The organism is Mycobacterium sp. E1386, from assembly GCF_001672745.1.
In the GTDB taxonomy this organism is placed as follows: Bacteria; Actinomycetota; Actinomycetes; order Mycobacteriales; family Mycobacteriaceae; genus Mycobacterium.
In genome coordinates this window covers 16,139-32,317 of record NZ_LZKH01000119.1, presented here as the reverse complement: position 1 = coordinate 32,317, position 16,179 = coordinate 16,139, and the positions used below count along the sequence as shown (strand labels likewise).

General features: G+C 68.3%; 19 protein-coding genes. 6 read left to right on the top strand and 13 right to left on the bottom strand.

Annotation, left to right across the window (positions count from 1 at the left end):
* The 6 genes from A5709_RS13040 to A5709_RS13015 all read right to left on the bottom strand — a co-directional run bounded on the left by A5709_RS13040 (window position 1) and on the right by A5709_RS13015 (window position 5,744).
* The gene (locus A5709_RS13040) at window positions 1-1,221 is read right to left on the bottom strand and encodes a glycosyltransferase (protein WP_068120226.1); all 1,221 of its coding nucleotides are present in this window, start codon (window positions 1,219-1,221) and stop codon (window positions 1-3) included.
* Window positions 1,222-1,240: 19 nt separating this feature from the next.
* A complete protein-coding gene (locus tag A5709_RS13035; RefSeq protein WP_068120224.1) occupies window positions 1,241-2,209 on the bottom strand; it encodes a glycosyltransferase in 969 nt (322 codons plus the stop codon).
* A gap of 260 nt (window positions 2,210-2,469) precedes the next feature.
* The gene (locus A5709_RS13030; RefSeq protein WP_068120253.1) at window positions 2,470-3,525 is read right to left on the bottom strand and encodes a DNA topoisomerase IB; all 1,056 of its coding nucleotides are present in this window, start codon (window positions 3,523-3,525) and stop codon (window positions 2,470-2,472) included.
* A 120-nt stretch (window positions 3,526-3,645) separates the two neighbouring features.
* A complete protein-coding gene (locus A5709_RS13025; protein WP_068120221.1) occupies window positions 3,646-4,044 on the bottom strand; it encodes a heme-binding protein in 399 nt (132 codons plus the stop codon).
* A gap of 282 nt (window positions 4,045-4,326) precedes the next feature.
* Window positions 4,327-4,734 carry an STAS domain-containing protein gene (locus A5709_RS13020; RefSeq protein WP_068120220.1) on the bottom strand — a complete coding sequence of 136 codons (408 nt, stop codon included), beginning with the start codon at window positions 4,732-4,734 and terminating at the stop codon, window positions 4,327-4,329.
* A 170-nt stretch (window positions 4,735-4,904) separates the two neighbouring features.
* The gene (locus A5709_RS13015) at window positions 4,905-5,744 is read right to left on the bottom strand and encodes an SDR family oxidoreductase (protein WP_068120218.1); all 840 of its coding nucleotides are present in this window, start codon (window positions 5,742-5,744) and stop codon (window positions 4,905-4,907) included.
* Window positions 5,745-5,913: 169 nt separating this feature from the next.
* Between A5709_RS13015 and A5709_RS13010 the strand changes: the two genes are divergently transcribed.
* Both A5709_RS13010 and A5709_RS13005 read left to right on the top strand, forming a co-directional pair.
* Complete coding sequence (locus A5709_RS13010) at window positions 5,914-6,150, top strand: general stress protein CsbD (RefSeq protein ID WP_067949814.1); 237 nt, start codon at window positions 5,914-5,916, stop codon at window positions 6,148-6,150.
* Window positions 6,151-6,272: 122 nt separating this feature from the next.
* A complete protein-coding gene (locus A5709_RS13005; protein ID WP_068012294.1) occupies window positions 6,273-6,548 on the top strand; it encodes a DUF3349 domain-containing protein in 276 nt (91 codons plus the stop codon).
* A 12-nt stretch (window positions 6,549-6,560) separates the two neighbouring features.
* Here the strand turns inward: A5709_RS13005 and A5709_RS13000 are convergent, their stop codons facing one another.
* Genes A5709_RS13000 through A5709_RS12980 form a run of 5 tightly spaced genes read right to left on the bottom strand, consistent with a single transcriptional unit; the run spans window position 6,561 to window position 10,443 of the window.
* Complete coding sequence (locus tag A5709_RS13000; protein WP_068012293.1) at window positions 6,561-7,325, bottom strand: endonuclease/exonuclease/phosphatase family protein; 765 nt, start codon at window positions 7,323-7,325, stop codon at window positions 6,561-6,563.
* 53 nt (window positions 7,326-7,378) lie between these two features.
* Complete coding sequence (locus A5709_RS12995) at window positions 7,379-8,005, bottom strand: SAM-dependent methyltransferase (protein ID WP_068012292.1); 627 nt, start codon at window positions 8,003-8,005, stop codon at window positions 7,379-7,381.
* Window positions 8,002-8,775 carry a PIG-L deacetylase family protein gene (locus tag A5709_RS12990; RefSeq protein WP_068012291.1) on the bottom strand — a complete coding sequence of 258 codons (774 nt, stop codon included), beginning with the start codon at window positions 8,773-8,775 and terminating at the stop codon, window positions 8,002-8,004. The genes A5709_RS12995 and A5709_RS12990 overlap by 4 nt, the downstream gene beginning before the upstream one ends.
* A gap of 7 nt (window positions 8,776-8,782) precedes the next feature.
* Window positions 8,783-9,724 (bottom strand): acyl-CoA dehydrogenase, encoded by a 942-nt coding sequence (locus tag A5709_RS12985; protein ID WP_067948183.1) that lies wholly within the window; start codon window positions 9,722-9,724, stop codon window positions 8,783-8,785.
* A complete protein-coding gene (locus A5709_RS12980) occupies window positions 9,721-10,443 on the bottom strand; it encodes a glycosyltransferase family 2 protein (protein ID WP_068012290.1) in 723 nt (240 codons plus the stop codon). The genes A5709_RS12985 and A5709_RS12980 overlap by 4 nt, the downstream gene beginning before the upstream one ends.
* A gap of 106 nt (window positions 10,444-10,549) precedes the next feature.
* On the opposite strand from A5709_RS12980, the gene A5709_RS12975 reads away from it, so the two are divergent.
* Window positions 10,550-11,116: a nucleotidyltransferase gene (locus A5709_RS12975; protein ID WP_068120216.1), complete on the top strand. Its 567-nt coding sequence runs from the start codon at window positions 10,550-10,552 to the stop codon at window positions 11,114-11,116.
* Here A5709_RS12975 and A5709_RS12970 read toward each other — a convergent pair.
* Window positions 11,110-11,367, bottom strand: a complete 258-nt coding sequence (locus tag A5709_RS12970; protein WP_067948177.1) for a Rho termination factor N-terminal domain-containing protein — start codon at window positions 11,365-11,367, stop codon at window positions 11,110-11,112. The genes A5709_RS12975 and A5709_RS12970 overlap by 7 nt on opposite strands.
* 145 nt (window positions 11,368-11,512) lie before the next feature.
* On the opposite strand from A5709_RS12970, the gene A5709_RS12965 reads away from it, so the two are divergent.
* Genes A5709_RS12965 through A5709_RS12955 form a run of 3 tightly spaced genes read left to right on the top strand, consistent with a single transcriptional unit; the run spans window position 11,513 to window position 15,165 of the window.
* Window positions 11,513-12,517, top strand: coding sequence for a chemotaxis protein CheB (locus tag A5709_RS12965; RefSeq protein ID WP_068120251.1), 1,005 nt, complete (start codon window positions 11,513-11,515; stop codon window positions 12,515-12,517).
* A complete protein-coding gene (locus A5709_RS12960) occupies window positions 12,510-13,268 on the top strand; it encodes an STAS domain-containing protein (protein ID WP_067948199.1) in 759 nt (252 codons plus the stop codon). The genes A5709_RS12965 and A5709_RS12960 overlap by 8 nt, the downstream gene beginning before the upstream one ends.
* A 55-nt stretch (window positions 13,269-13,323) precedes the next feature.
* Window positions 13,324-15,165, top strand: coding sequence for a CheR family methyltransferase (locus A5709_RS12955; protein ID WP_067948175.1), 1,842 nt, complete (start codon window positions 13,324-13,326; stop codon window positions 15,163-15,165).
* Here A5709_RS12955 and A5709_RS12950 read toward each other — a convergent pair.
* Window positions 15,162-16,028 (bottom strand): chemotaxis protein CheB, encoded by an 867-nt coding sequence (locus tag A5709_RS12950; protein WP_231986965.1) that lies wholly within the window; start codon window positions 16,026-16,028, stop codon window positions 15,162-15,164. The genes A5709_RS12955 and A5709_RS12950 overlap by 4 nt on opposite strands.
* Window positions 16,029-16,179: the final 151 nt, after the last annotated feature.

Sequence of the window (16,179 nt, the reverse complement as noted above, 5' to 3'; positions counted from 1 at the left end):
TCACCCGAAGCGTTGGGTTGGGGTGCGGACCCCGCGCCGCACCGGCGCCAGCTTTTCGTAGATGCGCTCGGTGTCGGCCGCCACCCGGTCCCAGGTGTAGCGCGTGCGGGCGCGCTCACACCCGGACTCGCCCATCGCCCGGCGCCTCGGGCCATCGTCGAGCAGCGTGGCGATGGCGTCGGCGAGCCTGCCCGGGTCCTTGGGCGGCACCAGCCGGCCGGTGACGTCGTCGACGACCGTGTCGCGGATGCCGCCCACCGCGGTGGCCACCACCGGGACCCCGCACGCCATGGCTTCCAGCGGCACGATCCCGAACGGTTCGTACCAGGGCGTGCAGGCCACCACGTCCGCCGACCGGAGCAGCGCGGGCATTTCATCGCGGGCGACCCCGCCCTGCAACCGCACCCGGTCGTCAACGCCGAGCCGCGCGGCCAGGTGCTGCAGCTGTTGCGCCTGAACGTCATCGGCCAGGTCCGCCCGGGCCGGGCCGCCCACGATCACCAGTTCCGCGCCGGGGACGCGCGGCAAGGCCCGGATCAACGTCTCAAAGCCCTTGCGCGGCACCAGGCGTCCGACGGACACGATGCGCGGCTGGCCCCCGCGCGGCGCGACTGGGCCGGTCGGGGTGAACGCCTGGACGTCCACACCGCACGGCACCACGGTGGTGCGCGAGCGGGCGCGTCCCATGCGGACCAGCTCGAAGACCTCATCGGTACTGGTGGCGGCGACCCAGTCGGCGTCGCGGGCGATCCTGGCTTCCACACCGACGCGGCAGTCCGGGCTGGTGTCGTCGAGCCCTTGGTGCAATCGCTTGATGAGGCCCAACGCGTGGAACGTCTGGACGGTGGGAACGCGGTGCGCCCGGGCGGCGCGCTGGGTGGCCACCCCGGACATCCAGAAGTGCCCGTGGGCGACGTCGGGTGAGTCGGCGATCCACCGCGCATCCAGAAACTTGGCGAAGGCGTACATGTATTGCAGCAGTTCGTCTTTGGGCAGTACGCGCGCCGGCCCCGCCGGAACGTGCACGACGGAGTAGCCGTCCTCGGTCTCGACGCACTCCGGCAGTTGCGCGTCGTCGCGGCGGGTATACACCACCACGTCGTGGCCGCGCCGGGCCAGCGCGGACGACAGCTCGGCGACGTGGACGTTCTGGCCACCCGCATCCACCCCGCCCAGGTGCGCTAGCGGGCTGGCGTGTTCGGAGATCATCGCGATCCTCATGCGGGCTCCTTTCCTCCGGTCATCGGCACTGCTCCTCGATCAGTTGGTCCCAGTCGGCGAGAAAGCGCCCCAGCCCGAAGCGGGCGGAGGCGAATTCGCGTGCGGCCTTGCCGGCGGCCGCCGCGGTGGCCTGGTCGTTCATGAAGGTCCGCAGGCCCGCCCCCAAGGCGGCGACATCTGCGCTGACAACGCCCGCTTCGCAAGGGATTACGAATGGCGCCATGGTGGCGCCGACGGCCACCACCGGCATCCCGAGAAACATGGCCTCGATCAGCGAGAGGCCGAGCGAGGTCCAGCGGGCGGTGTGCAGGTATACACGCCTGCGGGCGATCTGGTCCCAGAGTTCCGGTGCCGCCACGTCACCACGGCCGGTTACAGCGCCGCGGCCGGCGTGCAGCGCCTCGGTGCCGATGCCCCACACGTCGATCTGCGCGTACGCCGACAACGGTTCCAACAGGTCCGCGCCGACGATGCGGTTCCGGCGCAGCGGCTCATTGATCATGGTGGCCGTTCTGGGGATGTCGCCGGTGTAGCGGTGGCCGGGGTCGGCAATGCCATGGTCGATCACGCGGGTCGGTGCCCGACCGTTGTCCCACATCAGCCGGTTGAAATCGGTGACGTGGACCAGCGGGATGTCGGGACGGTCGGCGACCGGGTGCCGGCTCTGTGCGGGGCTCGGGCGCGGCGCGTTGTGTTCGACGTAAGCCGTCGGCAGCTCCGCGCCGGGGCGGCGGCCCGTCCAGCGTGCGACCAGACCCGCCTCGTGCGGGCGTTGCAGCACAACCAGATCGACGTCTTCGCGCTCCAATTCCTCGAGCGCGACCTCACGCGCGTTGGGCCAAGTACGCCCGGCCAGCCCGATGCCGCCCTCGCCGCGATCGCCGGCCACCGGAATCAGATACCGGTGCCGACCCGCGACGAATGCCTGCGTCCAGGAGCCGTGGACGTGCCACACCAGCACCGTCTTTGCTCGTCCCGGGTCAACCATGGCGAGCGAAATACCCTATAGGTACTTCGTTAAACGGCGTCTTTCGCGCCGATGCGGTTTGCGGGATGGCGCGGCGACATTGGTCTGCGCTTCGCGGGCTGCAGCGCAGTCGGTTTGACGTCGCAGCCAGTGGAGCTGTGCGTTTCGCCGAGCGCGCGGGTGGTGTCCGTCCGGCGAAGTGTCAAGGACGTGTGACGAATGGCCGCGGGGGAGAAGCGGTTTGCGGGAACATCTTTCGCGGGCCGGCCGTCCCGCCTGGGTCAAGCGCTCTTGGCCAGCGTGGACGATCCAGACACGCTGTGGCCCTTGGCCACTCGTCGGATCAACATTCGGGTGGCCTTGTCGAGGACCTCCTGGGCGGCATCGGGATCGGTGGCGCGCTCGGCGCGTCGCGTCGCGGCGGCGATCGTCAGCCCCTGCTCGTAGCCGTTCACGACGCGCGGATCGACATACGAACCGCGGGCCACCGCCGGGGTGTTGCCGAGCTCCTCGGCGACTTCCTTCATGACGGCGGATTCCACGCGTTTGGCGACCCGCCGGGAAACGGCCGGGTCCGCGTCGGCGAACGCCGTGGCGGCCAACACCGTCCCGTGCCAGGTCCGCAGGTCCTTCACGGTGTACTCGTCACCGACGAGCTCCTTGAAGCGGGCATTGAGGTCGTCGGATCGCACCTCGACCCAGCCGGATGCGGTGCGGCACACCAGCAGCCGCTCGGTGCGGTTGGGCCGGCGCATCAGCGCGCGCACCGCCCGGACCACTTCCGGGTCCTCGATCTCCACGGTGCGGCGCACGCCGCTCTTGGCGGGAAAGTCGAATGCGACCGCGTCGCGCCGGACCACCACGTGATCGCACAGCAGGGTCGCCAGCCCGTACGATTCGTGCTCCTCGGCGTACTGCTCTCCGCCGGCGCGGAAATACCCGCGATCCAATAGGCGCAACGCCAGGGCCAGCACCCGTTTGCGGGTCAAACCGCTGCGGTTCAGGTCTTTCGCGATGACGGCGCGCCACTGCGGCAACCGGGTGGACAGTTCCAGTACGCGGTCGAACTTCTCCTCGGCGCGCTCCTGTTGCCATGCGGTGTGGTAGAGGTACTGGCGGCGGCCTGCGGCGTCGACGCCGACGGCCTGAATGTGCCCGTTGGGGTGCGGTGAGATCCACACGTTCTTCCAGGCCGGCGGAATCACCAAATCCTTGATTCGCTGCAGGGTTTCGGGGTCAGACACGAGTTCGCCGTCGGGCCCGTAGTACGCGAAGCCTTTGCCCCGGCGCTTGCGCGCGATGCCGGGCTTGCTCAGAACGCTGCGACGCAGCCGCATCATGTCCCTCCAGTTACGTTCGCTGCCTGGACAATTACCCGCCGCGGCCGCCGTTCACACGTTGCAAGAGAACCGACCCGCCACAACGTCGTGGCGGGTCGGTCCTGTACGGCAGCGGAATCAGCCGGCCATGAACTCCTGGTAGGCCGACTCCAGGGTCGGCGGCAGCGCCTTGACGTTGCACTGCCGCTCGGTGTCGCCGATCGGTGCCAGGATGCCGCGCAGGTCGTAGTACTCCTGCGGATGGGCCGTGAAGTAGCCCCGCAGGTTCGACTCGGCCTCCGGACGCGGCTGGCCGTAGGCGGCGGTGACCACCTGGTTGGCGCCCGGGTGCGCGGCCAGGTACTGCTCGGCCGAGCCCTGCACGGACGAAACCGTGGCGTTGACACCACCGGGGCTGCAGTCGGGCGCTGCGACCGCCGACGGAGCGCCGGCGAGACCCATGGTGATTCCCCCGAGCAGGCAGCCGGCACTGATGCCGGCCAGACGCCGGCGCGCGACGATACTGCTGATTTTCATGATCAGTGTGTCCTTCAGAATTGCGAATTGACTTCTTCGACCGAGGCTCCCGATCCTCGAAATCCAAAGTAGCGGAATTGGAAAGTGGTCGCGTTCGCCCACGTCGAACGGTAGGACCGCCAACCCGGAAATACCGCCACGGAACGCGCTCGTTCACTAAGCGAACGATCAAATCCGCTCGTGGACGCTGAGGATTCTTACGGAAAGCATGGTGGTTCTTAAGTAACCGTAAGAAAGATCGTGACGGAATCGTGATCTGAAGTCGGCCCTCCAGCCACGCCTTCACCCGGTTTTGTGGGCGCCTTGAATCAGCCGTAGGGCGTCGGCGACCGAGTCGACCAACGGCAACCCGAGGCCGGTGACCAGGCGGGTGAGCCGACGCAGTGCCACACCGCCGACCACGCTGCAGTGCAGACGGGCGAGCTCGCACTCGTCCTGGACGAGTAGCAGAACTCGAAGGCCGGCGCTGCCCAGGTACTCCACCCGGCTCAGATCCAGGATCAGCGGGGCCCGTAGCCGCACGAAGCGGCGGATCGCCCGCGCGAGGAGGTCCGCGTTGGACGCATCGATTTCGCCGCTGATGCGGAGCACGGTGGCCAGGCCCCGCAACTGCACGTGCAGTTGCACTCCCGCGCAATCGATTTCATAGCAATGGAGTCGTTCTTCGACTCGGTAGGGTTGAGCTTTCATATCGTCGCCCGTCGAATCGCGGTGAGTGGTGAGCGACCGGTGCCCGCGGCCGCTCCGAAGAGGGCGGCTGTGGATTCAACCTAAGGCGACCATAACCCCAACACGGTCACCGGTAGGCCGAAATGTCGACAGGCGGCCGGAACTTTTTCGTTTCCTGGCTTCGTCGACGCTCAGGCCCGGGAGAAATCCGGCCTGTGCACCGACGCGTGCGCATCTTCGCCGCCGTCCGTCGCGTGGCCGTCGGTGCTCGCCGGCGGCAGCGAGCTCAGCCAGGACTCGACGCCAGGACCGATGACAACGGCGCGTTCGGAGGCCAGCAGCGCCCCCGTGGCGAGCGCGGGAACGCGAGGCTGCACCGCCCGAACGGCGCGGTTGTCACCTTGCCGGGCAAGCACTTTCGAGGTCAGCTCGGGCAGCCGGATGGCCTCCGGGCCGGTGATGGTGCGTGGCGTGTGTGTCTGGCCAAGGGCCGCCTCGACGAGTACGTCGGCGACGGTGTCGGCGGCGATGGGCTGGATCAACCAGTCCTCGACGATCACCTCGTCCCCGTCAGAATTCACCGGCCCCGAGGGGCCGGCGGCGGATTCGTACCACGGGGTCGACTTCACGACCGTGGTCGGGACCGGACCGTCCAGCAGGATCTCTTTCGCCGCCCGTTTGGCCTCGAAGTATCCGAGCCCGTCGAACACCGGATCGTCGATGCCGGCCATCGTCGACACCACCAGGCGCTGGACGCCCCGCGCGGCGCACACCCCCATGACGTTGCGGGAGGCGGTGGCCAGCGTCTTGGCGATGTCGGGCTGCCCGTCGTCCGCCACCGGGTTGGATACGTCGATTGCGACGTCGACTCCGTGGAGCGCCCGATACAGGCTCTCCCCGTCGAGCAGGTCGACGCCATGTGCGCGGGAAACCTCTATGACGGCGACGTCGCGGGCCTTGAGCCTGGCGACGACGCGGGATCCGGCTGTGCCGGTCGCTCCTATCACGGCGATCGTGGTCAGATGCCTCACCTCTTTCGTCGGTCGCTCATTCGTACCCAGTCGATCGCGGTTGAAACGACCCAATCCGGCGGCGATGCGTCTCCCGTGATCGCGCGCACACGGGCGTGGGCGTTTGACTGGTCGGCCGACGGGAACGCCGTAGAGGCGAGTCGAACAGCAACCAAAGGGAGGTCGACCCATGGGGGATGACAAGAGCGGGCCGCAGGAGGCCGTTACCGGCGCCGTCGAGGGCGTGAAGGGCAAGGTCAAGGAAGTCGGCGGGGCCGTCCTCGGTCGCGACGACGTCGTCAAGGAGGGTCAGGCCCAGCAGGATAAGGCCGACGCTCAGCGCGACGCGGGCAAGAAGGAGGCCGAGGCCGAATCCGCCCGAGCCGGCGCGGAGGCCGCCGAGGAGCGCCAGAAGGAAAACCAGTAAGTCGGTTGCGAAGGGGTCCGGTCCATCGGGGGCCGGGCCCCTTTTTCGCTTCCGCGCGGCGGCGGGTTTCAAACCTTTGCGCCGGGCTATTCCTGGCTACGACCGGATGAGCGAGGTGGACGATGGGCCTGAGTGATCGCGTCTTGAGCATTGTCGCGTTCCTGCGCGCGGGTTACCCGGGCGGCGCCCCTGCCCTCGGTTACGCCCCGGTGTTGGCGCTGCTGCCGCGCCGGGTGTCCGATGCCGAGGCCGCCACCATCGCGAGCAAGCTCCTTGTCGCCGAGCGTCGTTCGATCACCAACGTGGACGTCGGAGTGGAAATCACCCGGGTCACCGACGCGCTGCCTTCGGTGGACGAGATCGAGCGCGTCCAGCGCCGGCTGAGCGCGCGGGGATAGCCCCACACGCAGTCACGGCTGTTCCAGGTCGACGACCAGCGGGCGATGGTCGGAGATTCCCATGGGCTCGGCCTCGACGGCGCTGCCGCGCAAGCGGTGATCGTCGGTCAGGATGTGATCCAGCTGGCGGTCGGGGGCATCCGCGGGAAACGTCGCCGCCGCGGCCAGCGCCCGCATGCCCGACCAGCGGCGCACGGTTTTGGGTGTCATGTTGAGGTCGCCGGTCAGCAGCCGCGGGCCCGGGAAGCCGCGCAGGTCGTGTACCAGCCGGCGCAGCTGGCGGCGATTCCAGCCGGGCACGAAGGACAGGTGCGTGTTGGCCACCGTCAGCGCGCCCATCGGGGTGTGCAGTTGCGCGATGACCGCCGCCCTCGGCTCTTCGTCGACCACCATCACCCGGTTGGGGCCCGGCAGGTACATCGGAAAGCGCACCGGGATGCGGGGCAGCCGCACCACCTGCCAGCTGGCCACCGGGTATCGCGACAGTAAGGCGATTCCGTAGGCCGCGGTGCCGGGTTGCTCGTGACCGGTGGCGGCCATCCACGTCGCCCCTGGGGTGCCGGAAATGGCCGCCACGAAGCGGTGTTCCACGGCTCCCATGGCCTCGGCCGCCACGGCGGTCAGATCGGCGCGATCGGACCGCGGCTGATCACAGTCGACCTCTTGCAGGCTCAGCACGTCCGGATCGAGCCGGCGCACGCAGTCGCGCAGCCGCTGAATTTCCACCCCGTCACCGACGGTGCGGCCGTGCAGGATGTTGAAGGTCGCCACACGCATAGGATTTCTCCTACCCACTTTCCCGTCCGTGCAGTCGTGGGGCAGCGTCGTGGTCAGCGCGCCCCGGGCACACCTTCGCGGGCCGCCACCGACCGTCCGTCTCCGGTGTCGTATGCCTCGACGATGACGTCGCGGTCCTCGTAACGGCCCACAGATCGCAGCCGGGGCGTACGCGCGATGATGTCGTGCGCCGCGTCGCCGGTCAGCGGGTAATCGGCCACGTCGTGCCGCCAGTGCGCGGCAACGATTGTCGCGCCCCGCTGCAGCCGGGGGCATTCGCGACGCAGCACCCCAGCCAGCGCCTCGGCCTGCAGGTAGTAGGCGACCTCGCTGAGGACCAGCAGGTCAAAGGGTCCGTCCGGCCATGTCGCGTCTAAGGACGACCGGGTCAGCGTCACCCGGTCACGACAGCCGGCCCTGCGCAGCCGGGCGTCCGCTCCGCGGAGCGCCGCATCGGCCACATCCACCGCCGTCACGTGGTCGCAGCGCCGCGTCAACTCCGCGGTGAGAGTGCCGATCGAGCAGCCCGGTTCGAAAGCGTGCCGGTACCGGCGGGTGGGCAACAGCGCGAGGGTGATGGCGTATTTGCGTTGCTCGTACCATCTCGTCGAGAGCTGCCAGGGATCGTCGGCGCCCGCGTACATCCGGTCGAAGTAGGCATCGGGCAACCGCGTTGTCACTGGAAGATCACCTCTCCCACTGTGAGCAGTCGCTGCAGAACGAACGGCGGCAATACGGGCGTGGTTCCGCCGCGGCCGGGCCGAAATTGGCTCCGATAGCATTGCACGGCTTGGCGTTTGAGATTCACTGCCCAGCCGGGGGCGGGGACCGAGCGGGCGCGGTCCCACGGGACCACGGGGTCGGCCGGGGTGGCCCAGTGCCACATCCAGACCGGGTATTCCAGTAGCGCGATGCCGGCGCATTCGCACGCCGCCGCGGCCGCGCGTCCTACGGCTTCGTGGTCGGGATGCCCGTCGCCGCGCCAGGTGGCGGCGCACCAGGTGCCGGGCCCCGCGGTCCGCAGGATTTCTACGAGGGCCCCGGTGAGCCGTTCCTCGTGGCGGGCCAGCTCGCCGTCGGGCAACCCCAGCCGCATCGGGGGTGGAACCCCTAAAATATTTGTGGCCCTGCGCATTTCGTATCGGCGAGTCGTCGACAGCCGAATCCGGCCGGACACGGTCGTTCCGGGCTGGGCGGCACCGCCGTCGCTGACCGACACCACCTGGACGTCGGTGCCGGCCGCGACCAGCTGGGCGATCGTCGCGCCCAGGCCGAGGGTCTCGTCGTCCGGGTGGGGCGCGACGACGATCAGGCGCTGGAGTCCCGCCGGATCCAGTGCCGGCAGGGGGGCACGCTCAAAAGCGGCCAGCCACAACGGCGCCGGAGTGCCGCCGTAGGTCAGCGGCTTGGCCGCGAACCGGGCACTGTTACTTGTCGGCGCGGTTCTCACGGCGACCTTAGTGCTGGCGGCCAGCGAGCTGCCCGAGCTCGGCGAGATCGCGCTCGGCGTGGCTTTGCCGGATGTAGATGCTCAGGTCGGCGACCCGCTGGGCGTGCCGTCCATCCTGGCAAAGTGGACCCGGCCCCAGCGCGCGGCCGGTGCGGGTGATGGCTTCGTCGACCGCGTGTTCCACGACCGTGCGGACGCGGCGGGCCAGCAGTTGCGCGGTCCCGGTCCGGTCGAACGGGTCGGAGTCGACCTGTGCTGCCGCCGCGGCCAGGATCGCGTCGCTGGCGGCCAGCGCGGCGTCCACGGCGCCGAGGTGAGCTAACGAGTAGGCGTCCGCGGATTCGCTTCGGGCGCAACGATATAGGGGATCTGCCACCCGGCGTGCGCCCCCAAGCCAACAGGCGGCCACCCCAATGGCGCCGTGCCAGAAGCCCGGCCTGGTCAGATAATCACCGGGATCGCCCACGGCGACGGCATGAGTATTGGTGAACTGCACCGGCCGGGTGTCGCTGCCCGCCATCCCGGCGTTCCACCAGGTGCTGGGCAACGGCTTGACGCTCGGGTCGGTCACCTGCACGGCGAAGAGCCCTCGTCTTCCGTCTTCGAGCCGGGCTGTCACCAGCGCGTGAGTGCAAAACCCGGCACCCGAGCACCAGACCTTCGTGCCCGTCAGAGTGAACGCTCCCTTGACATCGGTGGCCGTCAGCACCGCGTCCGGCGCCTCGGCCGCCCAAACGCCCCACAGCTGGCCGGATTCCGGTGGCTTACCGCCCAATTCGTGAAGTATCGCGACGGCGTCCACGTGTGCTTCGGCGACGCGGGCCGCCACGATGTTCTCCTCGGCCAGCGACGCCAGACGTTGCCAGCGTTCGGCGGTGCGCCCGGAGGCGGGCAGAGGCAGCTCGAGTCGTCCCGACTCCAGCCAGTGCATGACCAATCCCGCCGTCACGCGCAATCACCCGCCGCCGATCTCCCCAGTTGCCTGAGGTGGTGAGCAAACCCGTGTGGCGCCCGAGCCTGGGTTCGTGCCGACGTGATGACGGAAAGTTCGGTGTCGCGGTGGATGCGGTGGCCGGCGGCCTCGAAGCGCTCGACCAGGTCGACATCCTCGCCGGAGGCGAGAACGCGAAAGCCACCGACCCGCCAGTACGCGCGCGCGCTGAAACCCATGTTCGCGCCGTGAATGTGCTCGTGATCCCCGTCGCCGTTTATCGGATTACCCTGGTAGGACTGTAGATAACGGTCGACGACGTCAGCACCGTGCTGGCGCCAGTCGGTGACCCGTACCACGCCCAGGACCATGTCGGCGCCAACCTCCAGCTGATGCACCAGCCAGCCGGGCTCAACCCGGCTATCGGCATCGGTGGTGGCATACCAGCACCGAGCGTCCCCCAACAGTGATCGCGCGTAGCCGAAACCGACCGCCCGGGCGGTTCCGACGTTGTGCGCGTCGACGCTGATGAAATGCACGTCGGGCCCATACTCGCCGGCCAACTCGTCGCTGCCGTCATCGCAGTCGTCGAGCACGACGACGATGGTGACCTGGACGGGGGCGCACAGCGCGGCGGTGAGCACCGCGCGTAGGCAGGTCGGCAGCTTCTCGCGCTCATTGTGGGCAGGAACCACGACGGCGGCGGCATCATAGGCGCGGAGCCAAGCGGTTGACACAACATCAAGACTTGCCCAATTGGCCGCAAGTTAAACGGGCTTACCAACTCTGGGGCCCTGTCCGTGCAGGTTGCGCCGGCCGCCAGCGGGGTATGACCTATGCACCATGGCACCTACCGAGCCCCACGCGTCCAACACGCAGTTGCGGGACGCGCTACGCGGCGCGGCATCGGCGCTCAAGGAGAACGGCCCTCGGTTCGCATTGGCCGGCAGCTACGCGCTGTGGGCATACGGTGCGCCCGAGCCCACGCACGACGTGGACCTGGTGGTGGCCGAGGCCGACGTCGACGACGCCGTGGCCACGCTGACCGATGCCGGGTTCGCCGTCGAGCGGCCGCCGGAGGATTGGCTGTTCAAGGCGCGCACCGGCGAAACGGTCGTCGACGTGCTGCACCGCGTCAACGGCGTGCGGGTGGAGCCCTCAGTACTGGACTGCGCGGAGCAGCACGACGTGCTGGCGATCAGGATGCCCGTGCTGCCGCCCACGATGGTGCTGATCCAGCAACTGCGCGCCCTGGGTGAGCATCATTGCGACTTCGCGAGGCTGCTGCCGGCCGTGCGCGCGGTCCGCGAACGGCTGGACTGGGATCGAATCACGGCCTGCACCGCCGACAACGATTACGCGGTCGCCTTCCTGGTGCTGGTCGACCGGCTCGGCCTCACGGATCAGTGATTCCGCAGTTTGGCGACCAGCTTGTCTTTCGTCAGGCTCGAATACCCGGAGATGCCAAGCTCTTTCGCGCGCTTCTTGAGTTGCGGAACGGTCCAGTCCTGATAGGACCCCGATTTGCCGCCCTTGCGCCCGACGGAGGACTTGCCCCGCGCGGCTGCCGCATTGGAGATCCGGGCCGCCTTTTCCTTCGAGTCGCCCTGCTTGCGCAGGTCCTGGTACAACTTCTCGTTCTTGATCGACGAATTCGGCATGGTTCATCCTCCTGTTCACGATGAGACATCCCTGACGTCCTGGTCAGAATGCCCGCCCGCGCCCGGGTGAAAACCCATGTCTTCGTGCGAGAACTATCCGTGGTCAAGTGGGTTATCTAGCATTGACGCGGGTAGTCGAGGGGTGGTGATTACGGTGAACAGCGACGATGGCGACCTGCGCGGCGTGGTGGCGATCGGCGCCTCCGCGGGGGGAGTGGAAGCGCTGTCGAGGCTGGCGGCGGGGCTGTCGCCGGACCTGCCGTACGCGTACCTGGTCACCCTGCACATCCCCGCCGGCGGGCCAAGCGCCCTGGCCCGCATCGTCGATCGCAGCGGCCCCTTGCCGGCCGTCACGGCCGAGGACGGTGCCGACCTCGAACCGGCGCGCATCTACGTCGCCCCGCCCGACCGCCACCTGCTGGTTGCCGACCACGGCCTGATGCTGTCGCAAGGGCCGACCGAGAACGGACACCGACCCGCGATCAACGCGATGTTCCGTTCCGTCGCGCTGGCTTTCGGCCCGCGCGCCATCGGCGCCCTGCTCTCAGGCTTGCTCGATGACGGTGTGCTGGGCCTGGGCGCGATCCGCTCGCGCGGGGGCACCACCATCGGCCAGTCGGCCGAAGACGCGTTGTTCGCCGCGCTGCCGGCCAACGCCCGCGACGCCGGGGTCGTGGATCGGCAGGCCGCGGCGGCGGACATCGGCGCACTGCTGAAAGAGCTGTCGCAACAAGAGATCAAGGAGCCGGACATGGAGCGCGACGCCGGCATGGAGCTCGAGAATCGCATCGCCATGATGTCGCGATTCTCGACCGATCTCGACACCAGAGAACTCGGTGCGCCGTCGGGATACACCTGCCCGGACTGCAACGGCTCGCTGGTTTCCATCAGCGAGCGCAACTTCCGCTGCCAGGTCGGTCACGCTTGGACGGCCCACGCGCTGCTTGCCGCGCGGGACGACGAAATCCAGGGCGCGCTGTGGGTGGCCCTGCGCAGCCTGCAGGAGAAGGCACGATTGGCGCGGCAACTGGCGGAGAAAACGGGCCCTGGTCTGATCAACCGGCGCTACACCGGCCTCGCCGAAGAAACCGAGCGTGCGCTGAAAGTGCTCAGTGACCGATTGTCGGGCGGCGGTGATCCCGATGGCTGAGTACGAGCCGGCGATCCGCATCGACACCCAGGCACACCAGGATGTGCCGATCCTCGTGGTGGACGGGGTGCTGGACAGCTCCACCTATCGGCACGTCCGCGACACCGTCATCAAGGCCGCGCTCGACGAGCCGCAGGCGGTGATCGTCGACGTGAACCGGCTCTGCGTACCGACAACCTCGGCCTGGACCGTTTTCACGAGCGCGCGCTGGCATGTCAGCACCTGGCCCGATGTCCCGATCCTGCTCGTCTGCGCGGAACCCCGCGTGCGGCGATCGATCATCGCGGGCGGCGTGGCGCGATACGTGCCCGTCCACCCCAGTCGGGAGTCAGCGCTGAACGCGGTCCGCAGCCAGTCGACGCAAGTTCGGCGGCGGGCGCGCGCCGAGTTGCCGCGCTCACCCGCCAGCCTCGGCCTCGCCCGCGCGCTCGTCACGGATTGGCTCACCGAATGGGAGAACTTCGAGGTGATTCCGGTCGCATCCACGGTCGCCACCGTCTTCATCGAGAACGTCCTCGACCACACCGACAGTGCGCCGGCGCTGATAGTTGAAAGCTATCGGGACGACGTCACCGTCGCGGTGGAGGATGGCAGCGACCGCCTGCCCAGCCGGCACGAAGACGCCGACCGCGGCGCCGAGGTCGTGTCCGGCCTGGCGATCGTTTCCGCACTGTGCCGAACCTGGGGCAGCACCCCCACGTCGACGGGCAAGACGGTCTGGGCCCTGGTCGGTCGCGAGAATCAATTCTGACGACCGCGAGTAATGTTCAAGTCCTTCGGCGACGCTGAATGCGGACGGGACTTGGATGGACGGAACGACTGACGAGGCTTTCGAAGCCCTGCTGCGCTACATGCGGGATTCTCGCGGCTTCGACTTCACCGGCTACAAACGCACGTCCTTGATGCGCCGCGTTCGGCACCGGATGGATCAGGCCGGTTACACCTCCTTCGAGGAATACCTCGACTTTCTGCAGGCCAGTTCCGACGAATTCGCGGCGCTCTTCAACACCATCCTCATCAACGTGACCGCGTTCTTCCGCGACGCGGAGGCCTGGGACTACGTCAGCTCCGAAGTCATTCCGCGGATGCTGGCCGAGCGCGGTCCCGCCGACCCGATCCGGGTGTGGAGCGCGGGGTGCGCGTCCGGGGAAGAGGCCTACACACTCGCCATGCTGCTGGCCGAAAACCTGGGTGCCGAAGCATTCCGGCAACGGGTCAAGATTTACGCCACCGACATCGACGAGGACGCACTGACCGAGGCGCGCGCCGCGTCCTACGACGCCAAGGCCGTCGAGTCGGTGCCGCCTAAACTGCTGTCGCGCTATTTCGAACAGGTCAACGGCCGCTATGTTTTTCACAAAGATCTGCGCCGCGCGGTGATCTTCGGCCGTAACGATCTGGTGAAAGACGCGCCGATCTCGCGCGTCGACCTGCTGGTGTGCCGCAATACGCTCATGTACCTCAACGCCGAGACACAGCGAAACGTGTTGGGCCGCCTGCATTTTGCACTCGCACCGCAGGGCACGCTGTTCCTGGGGCACGCCGAGATGCTGCTCAGCCACGGCGACCGGTTCACCCCGCTCAATCTGAAGCACCGAATTTTCCGCAAGGCGCTCGGAAGTCACGCCGGCGTGGAGCGCTACGACCCCGCCGGGGCCTTCTACGAACGCCACGTCGACCTGACGGGTTTGACCACGGTGCGCGACTTGGCTTTTCGCGCCAGTCCGGTGGCCCAGATCGTGGTCACCGGCGAGGACACCGTCGCGATGATCAACCAGCAGGCCGAGACCCTGTTCGGACTCTCGGCGCGCGACATCGGCCGGCTGCTGCGCGACCTGGAAGTGTCTTACCGTCCGGTAGAGCTACGCGCCTACCTGGAACAGGCCAAGGTGGAACGGCGGTCGGCGCGAATCCAGGACGTGAAATGGCAGCGGCCGGGCGCCGAGACGGTGTGGTTTGAAATCCACGTCAATCCGCTCGTCGACGCCGAGAACGGCCTGCTCGGTGTGTCGATCGTGTTCTTCGACGTCAGCGCCACCCGCGCCCTGCTGGACAAGGTCGTGCATACCAACCGCCAGCTGGAAGCGGCGTACGAGGAGCTGCAGTCCACCAACGAGGAACTCGAGACCACCAACGAGGAACTGCAGTCCACCGTGGAGGAACTGGAGACCACGAACGAGGAGCTGCAGTCCACCAACGAAGAACTCGAGACGATGAACGAGGAGCTGCAGTCCACGAACGACGAGCTGCACACCATCAACGACATGTTGCGGGAACGCAGCCTCGAACTGGACGAGTCGAAAAACTTCCTGGATTCGTTGATCGACTCGGTCCACATGGGAATGGTGGTGGTGGACCGCGAGATGAAGGTGATCCTGTGGAACCGCGGCTGCGAAGAGCTGTGGGGGCTGCGGTCCGACGAGACGATAGGAACCAGGCTGACCGATTTGGACATCGGAATGCCATTGGACAGCGTGCGGCCGCTCATCGGCAATGCCTTCGTGGACGCCGACGGCTCAGGTGAGGCGGAAGTCGATGGGGTCAACCGGCGCGGACGGCCGACCCGGGTGCGCGTCACGTGCACTTCGTTTCGTTCGCGCGACGGGGTGGTCGGGGGCGCGCTTCTGCTCATGGAGGTGGTGAGCTAGCCGCCCCATCGCGCGGCCGCTTCCTCGGCCGCCTGGTGGGCCAACTGCGCCCGCCGCCGCGACTCGGCGGCCCGGCGGCGCGCCATTTCCACCGTTTGGGCGGTGGCCCGGGATCCCGCCGACAGGTCCCTGCGCCTGCGGCCGAGTTCGGCGGCGCGCAGTCCGGCGAGTTCGGCGCGGCACGCCGCGGTGTTGGCGGCCTCATCGCGCATCGGCCCCAGGTCGTCCGCCTGGGCGGCATCCTGGGCTACCGGCTTGCCGTCGCCCGGCTGTGGCTCGGGCACCGGCGCGCCCTCCACGATGTCGGCCAGGGCGCCGCCGATCCGGTGAATGGGCAACACCAGATCGGCCCCGGCCCGCGCCGCCGCCATCGGCATCGACGGGTACAGGGCGGTGTCCGGGCTCTCCGCAATGACGACGGCCCCGGCCCGCTTCAGTGCGGCGGTGCCCGCCGCCCCGTCGTGCCCCGAACCGGACAACACCGCGACCACGCAGCGCGGTCCGTACGATTCGGCCACCGACCGCAGTAGTACGTCGAAGCGTCGCGGCCCGAGGTCCTTCATCGCAATCAGGCGACACCGGCCGCCCGGCGTCAGTTCCAGGTTGTTTCCCGGCGGGCACACGAGCACCTGTCCCGGCCCCACGACCTGCCCGTCGCGCACCCAGTTGACCGGTTGCGCGGACAGCCGGCGAAGAATCGCCGGCAGGACGCTGTCGTGGTCGCCCAGGTGCTGTTGCACCACGACGGCGGCCGGAAAGTCGGTCGGCAGATCGCTCAGAACCGTCGAGAGCGCGGCCAGGCCACCCGCCGACGCCAGCAGGACCACCAGCTCGACGACGGGCCGCTGCACGTCGCTTGCCACCTCTCCAGTTTCCCAAACGGACGGCCGCACCACAGTCCCGCGAGCGATCCTTTCGCATCCGAGCCGCGCCGGATATCCATGATGCGAAATGAGCGCGCGGCAGGCGAAGGCCGGGCTCACCGCGGTTTCGCCGATAAGGGGCCGGGTACGC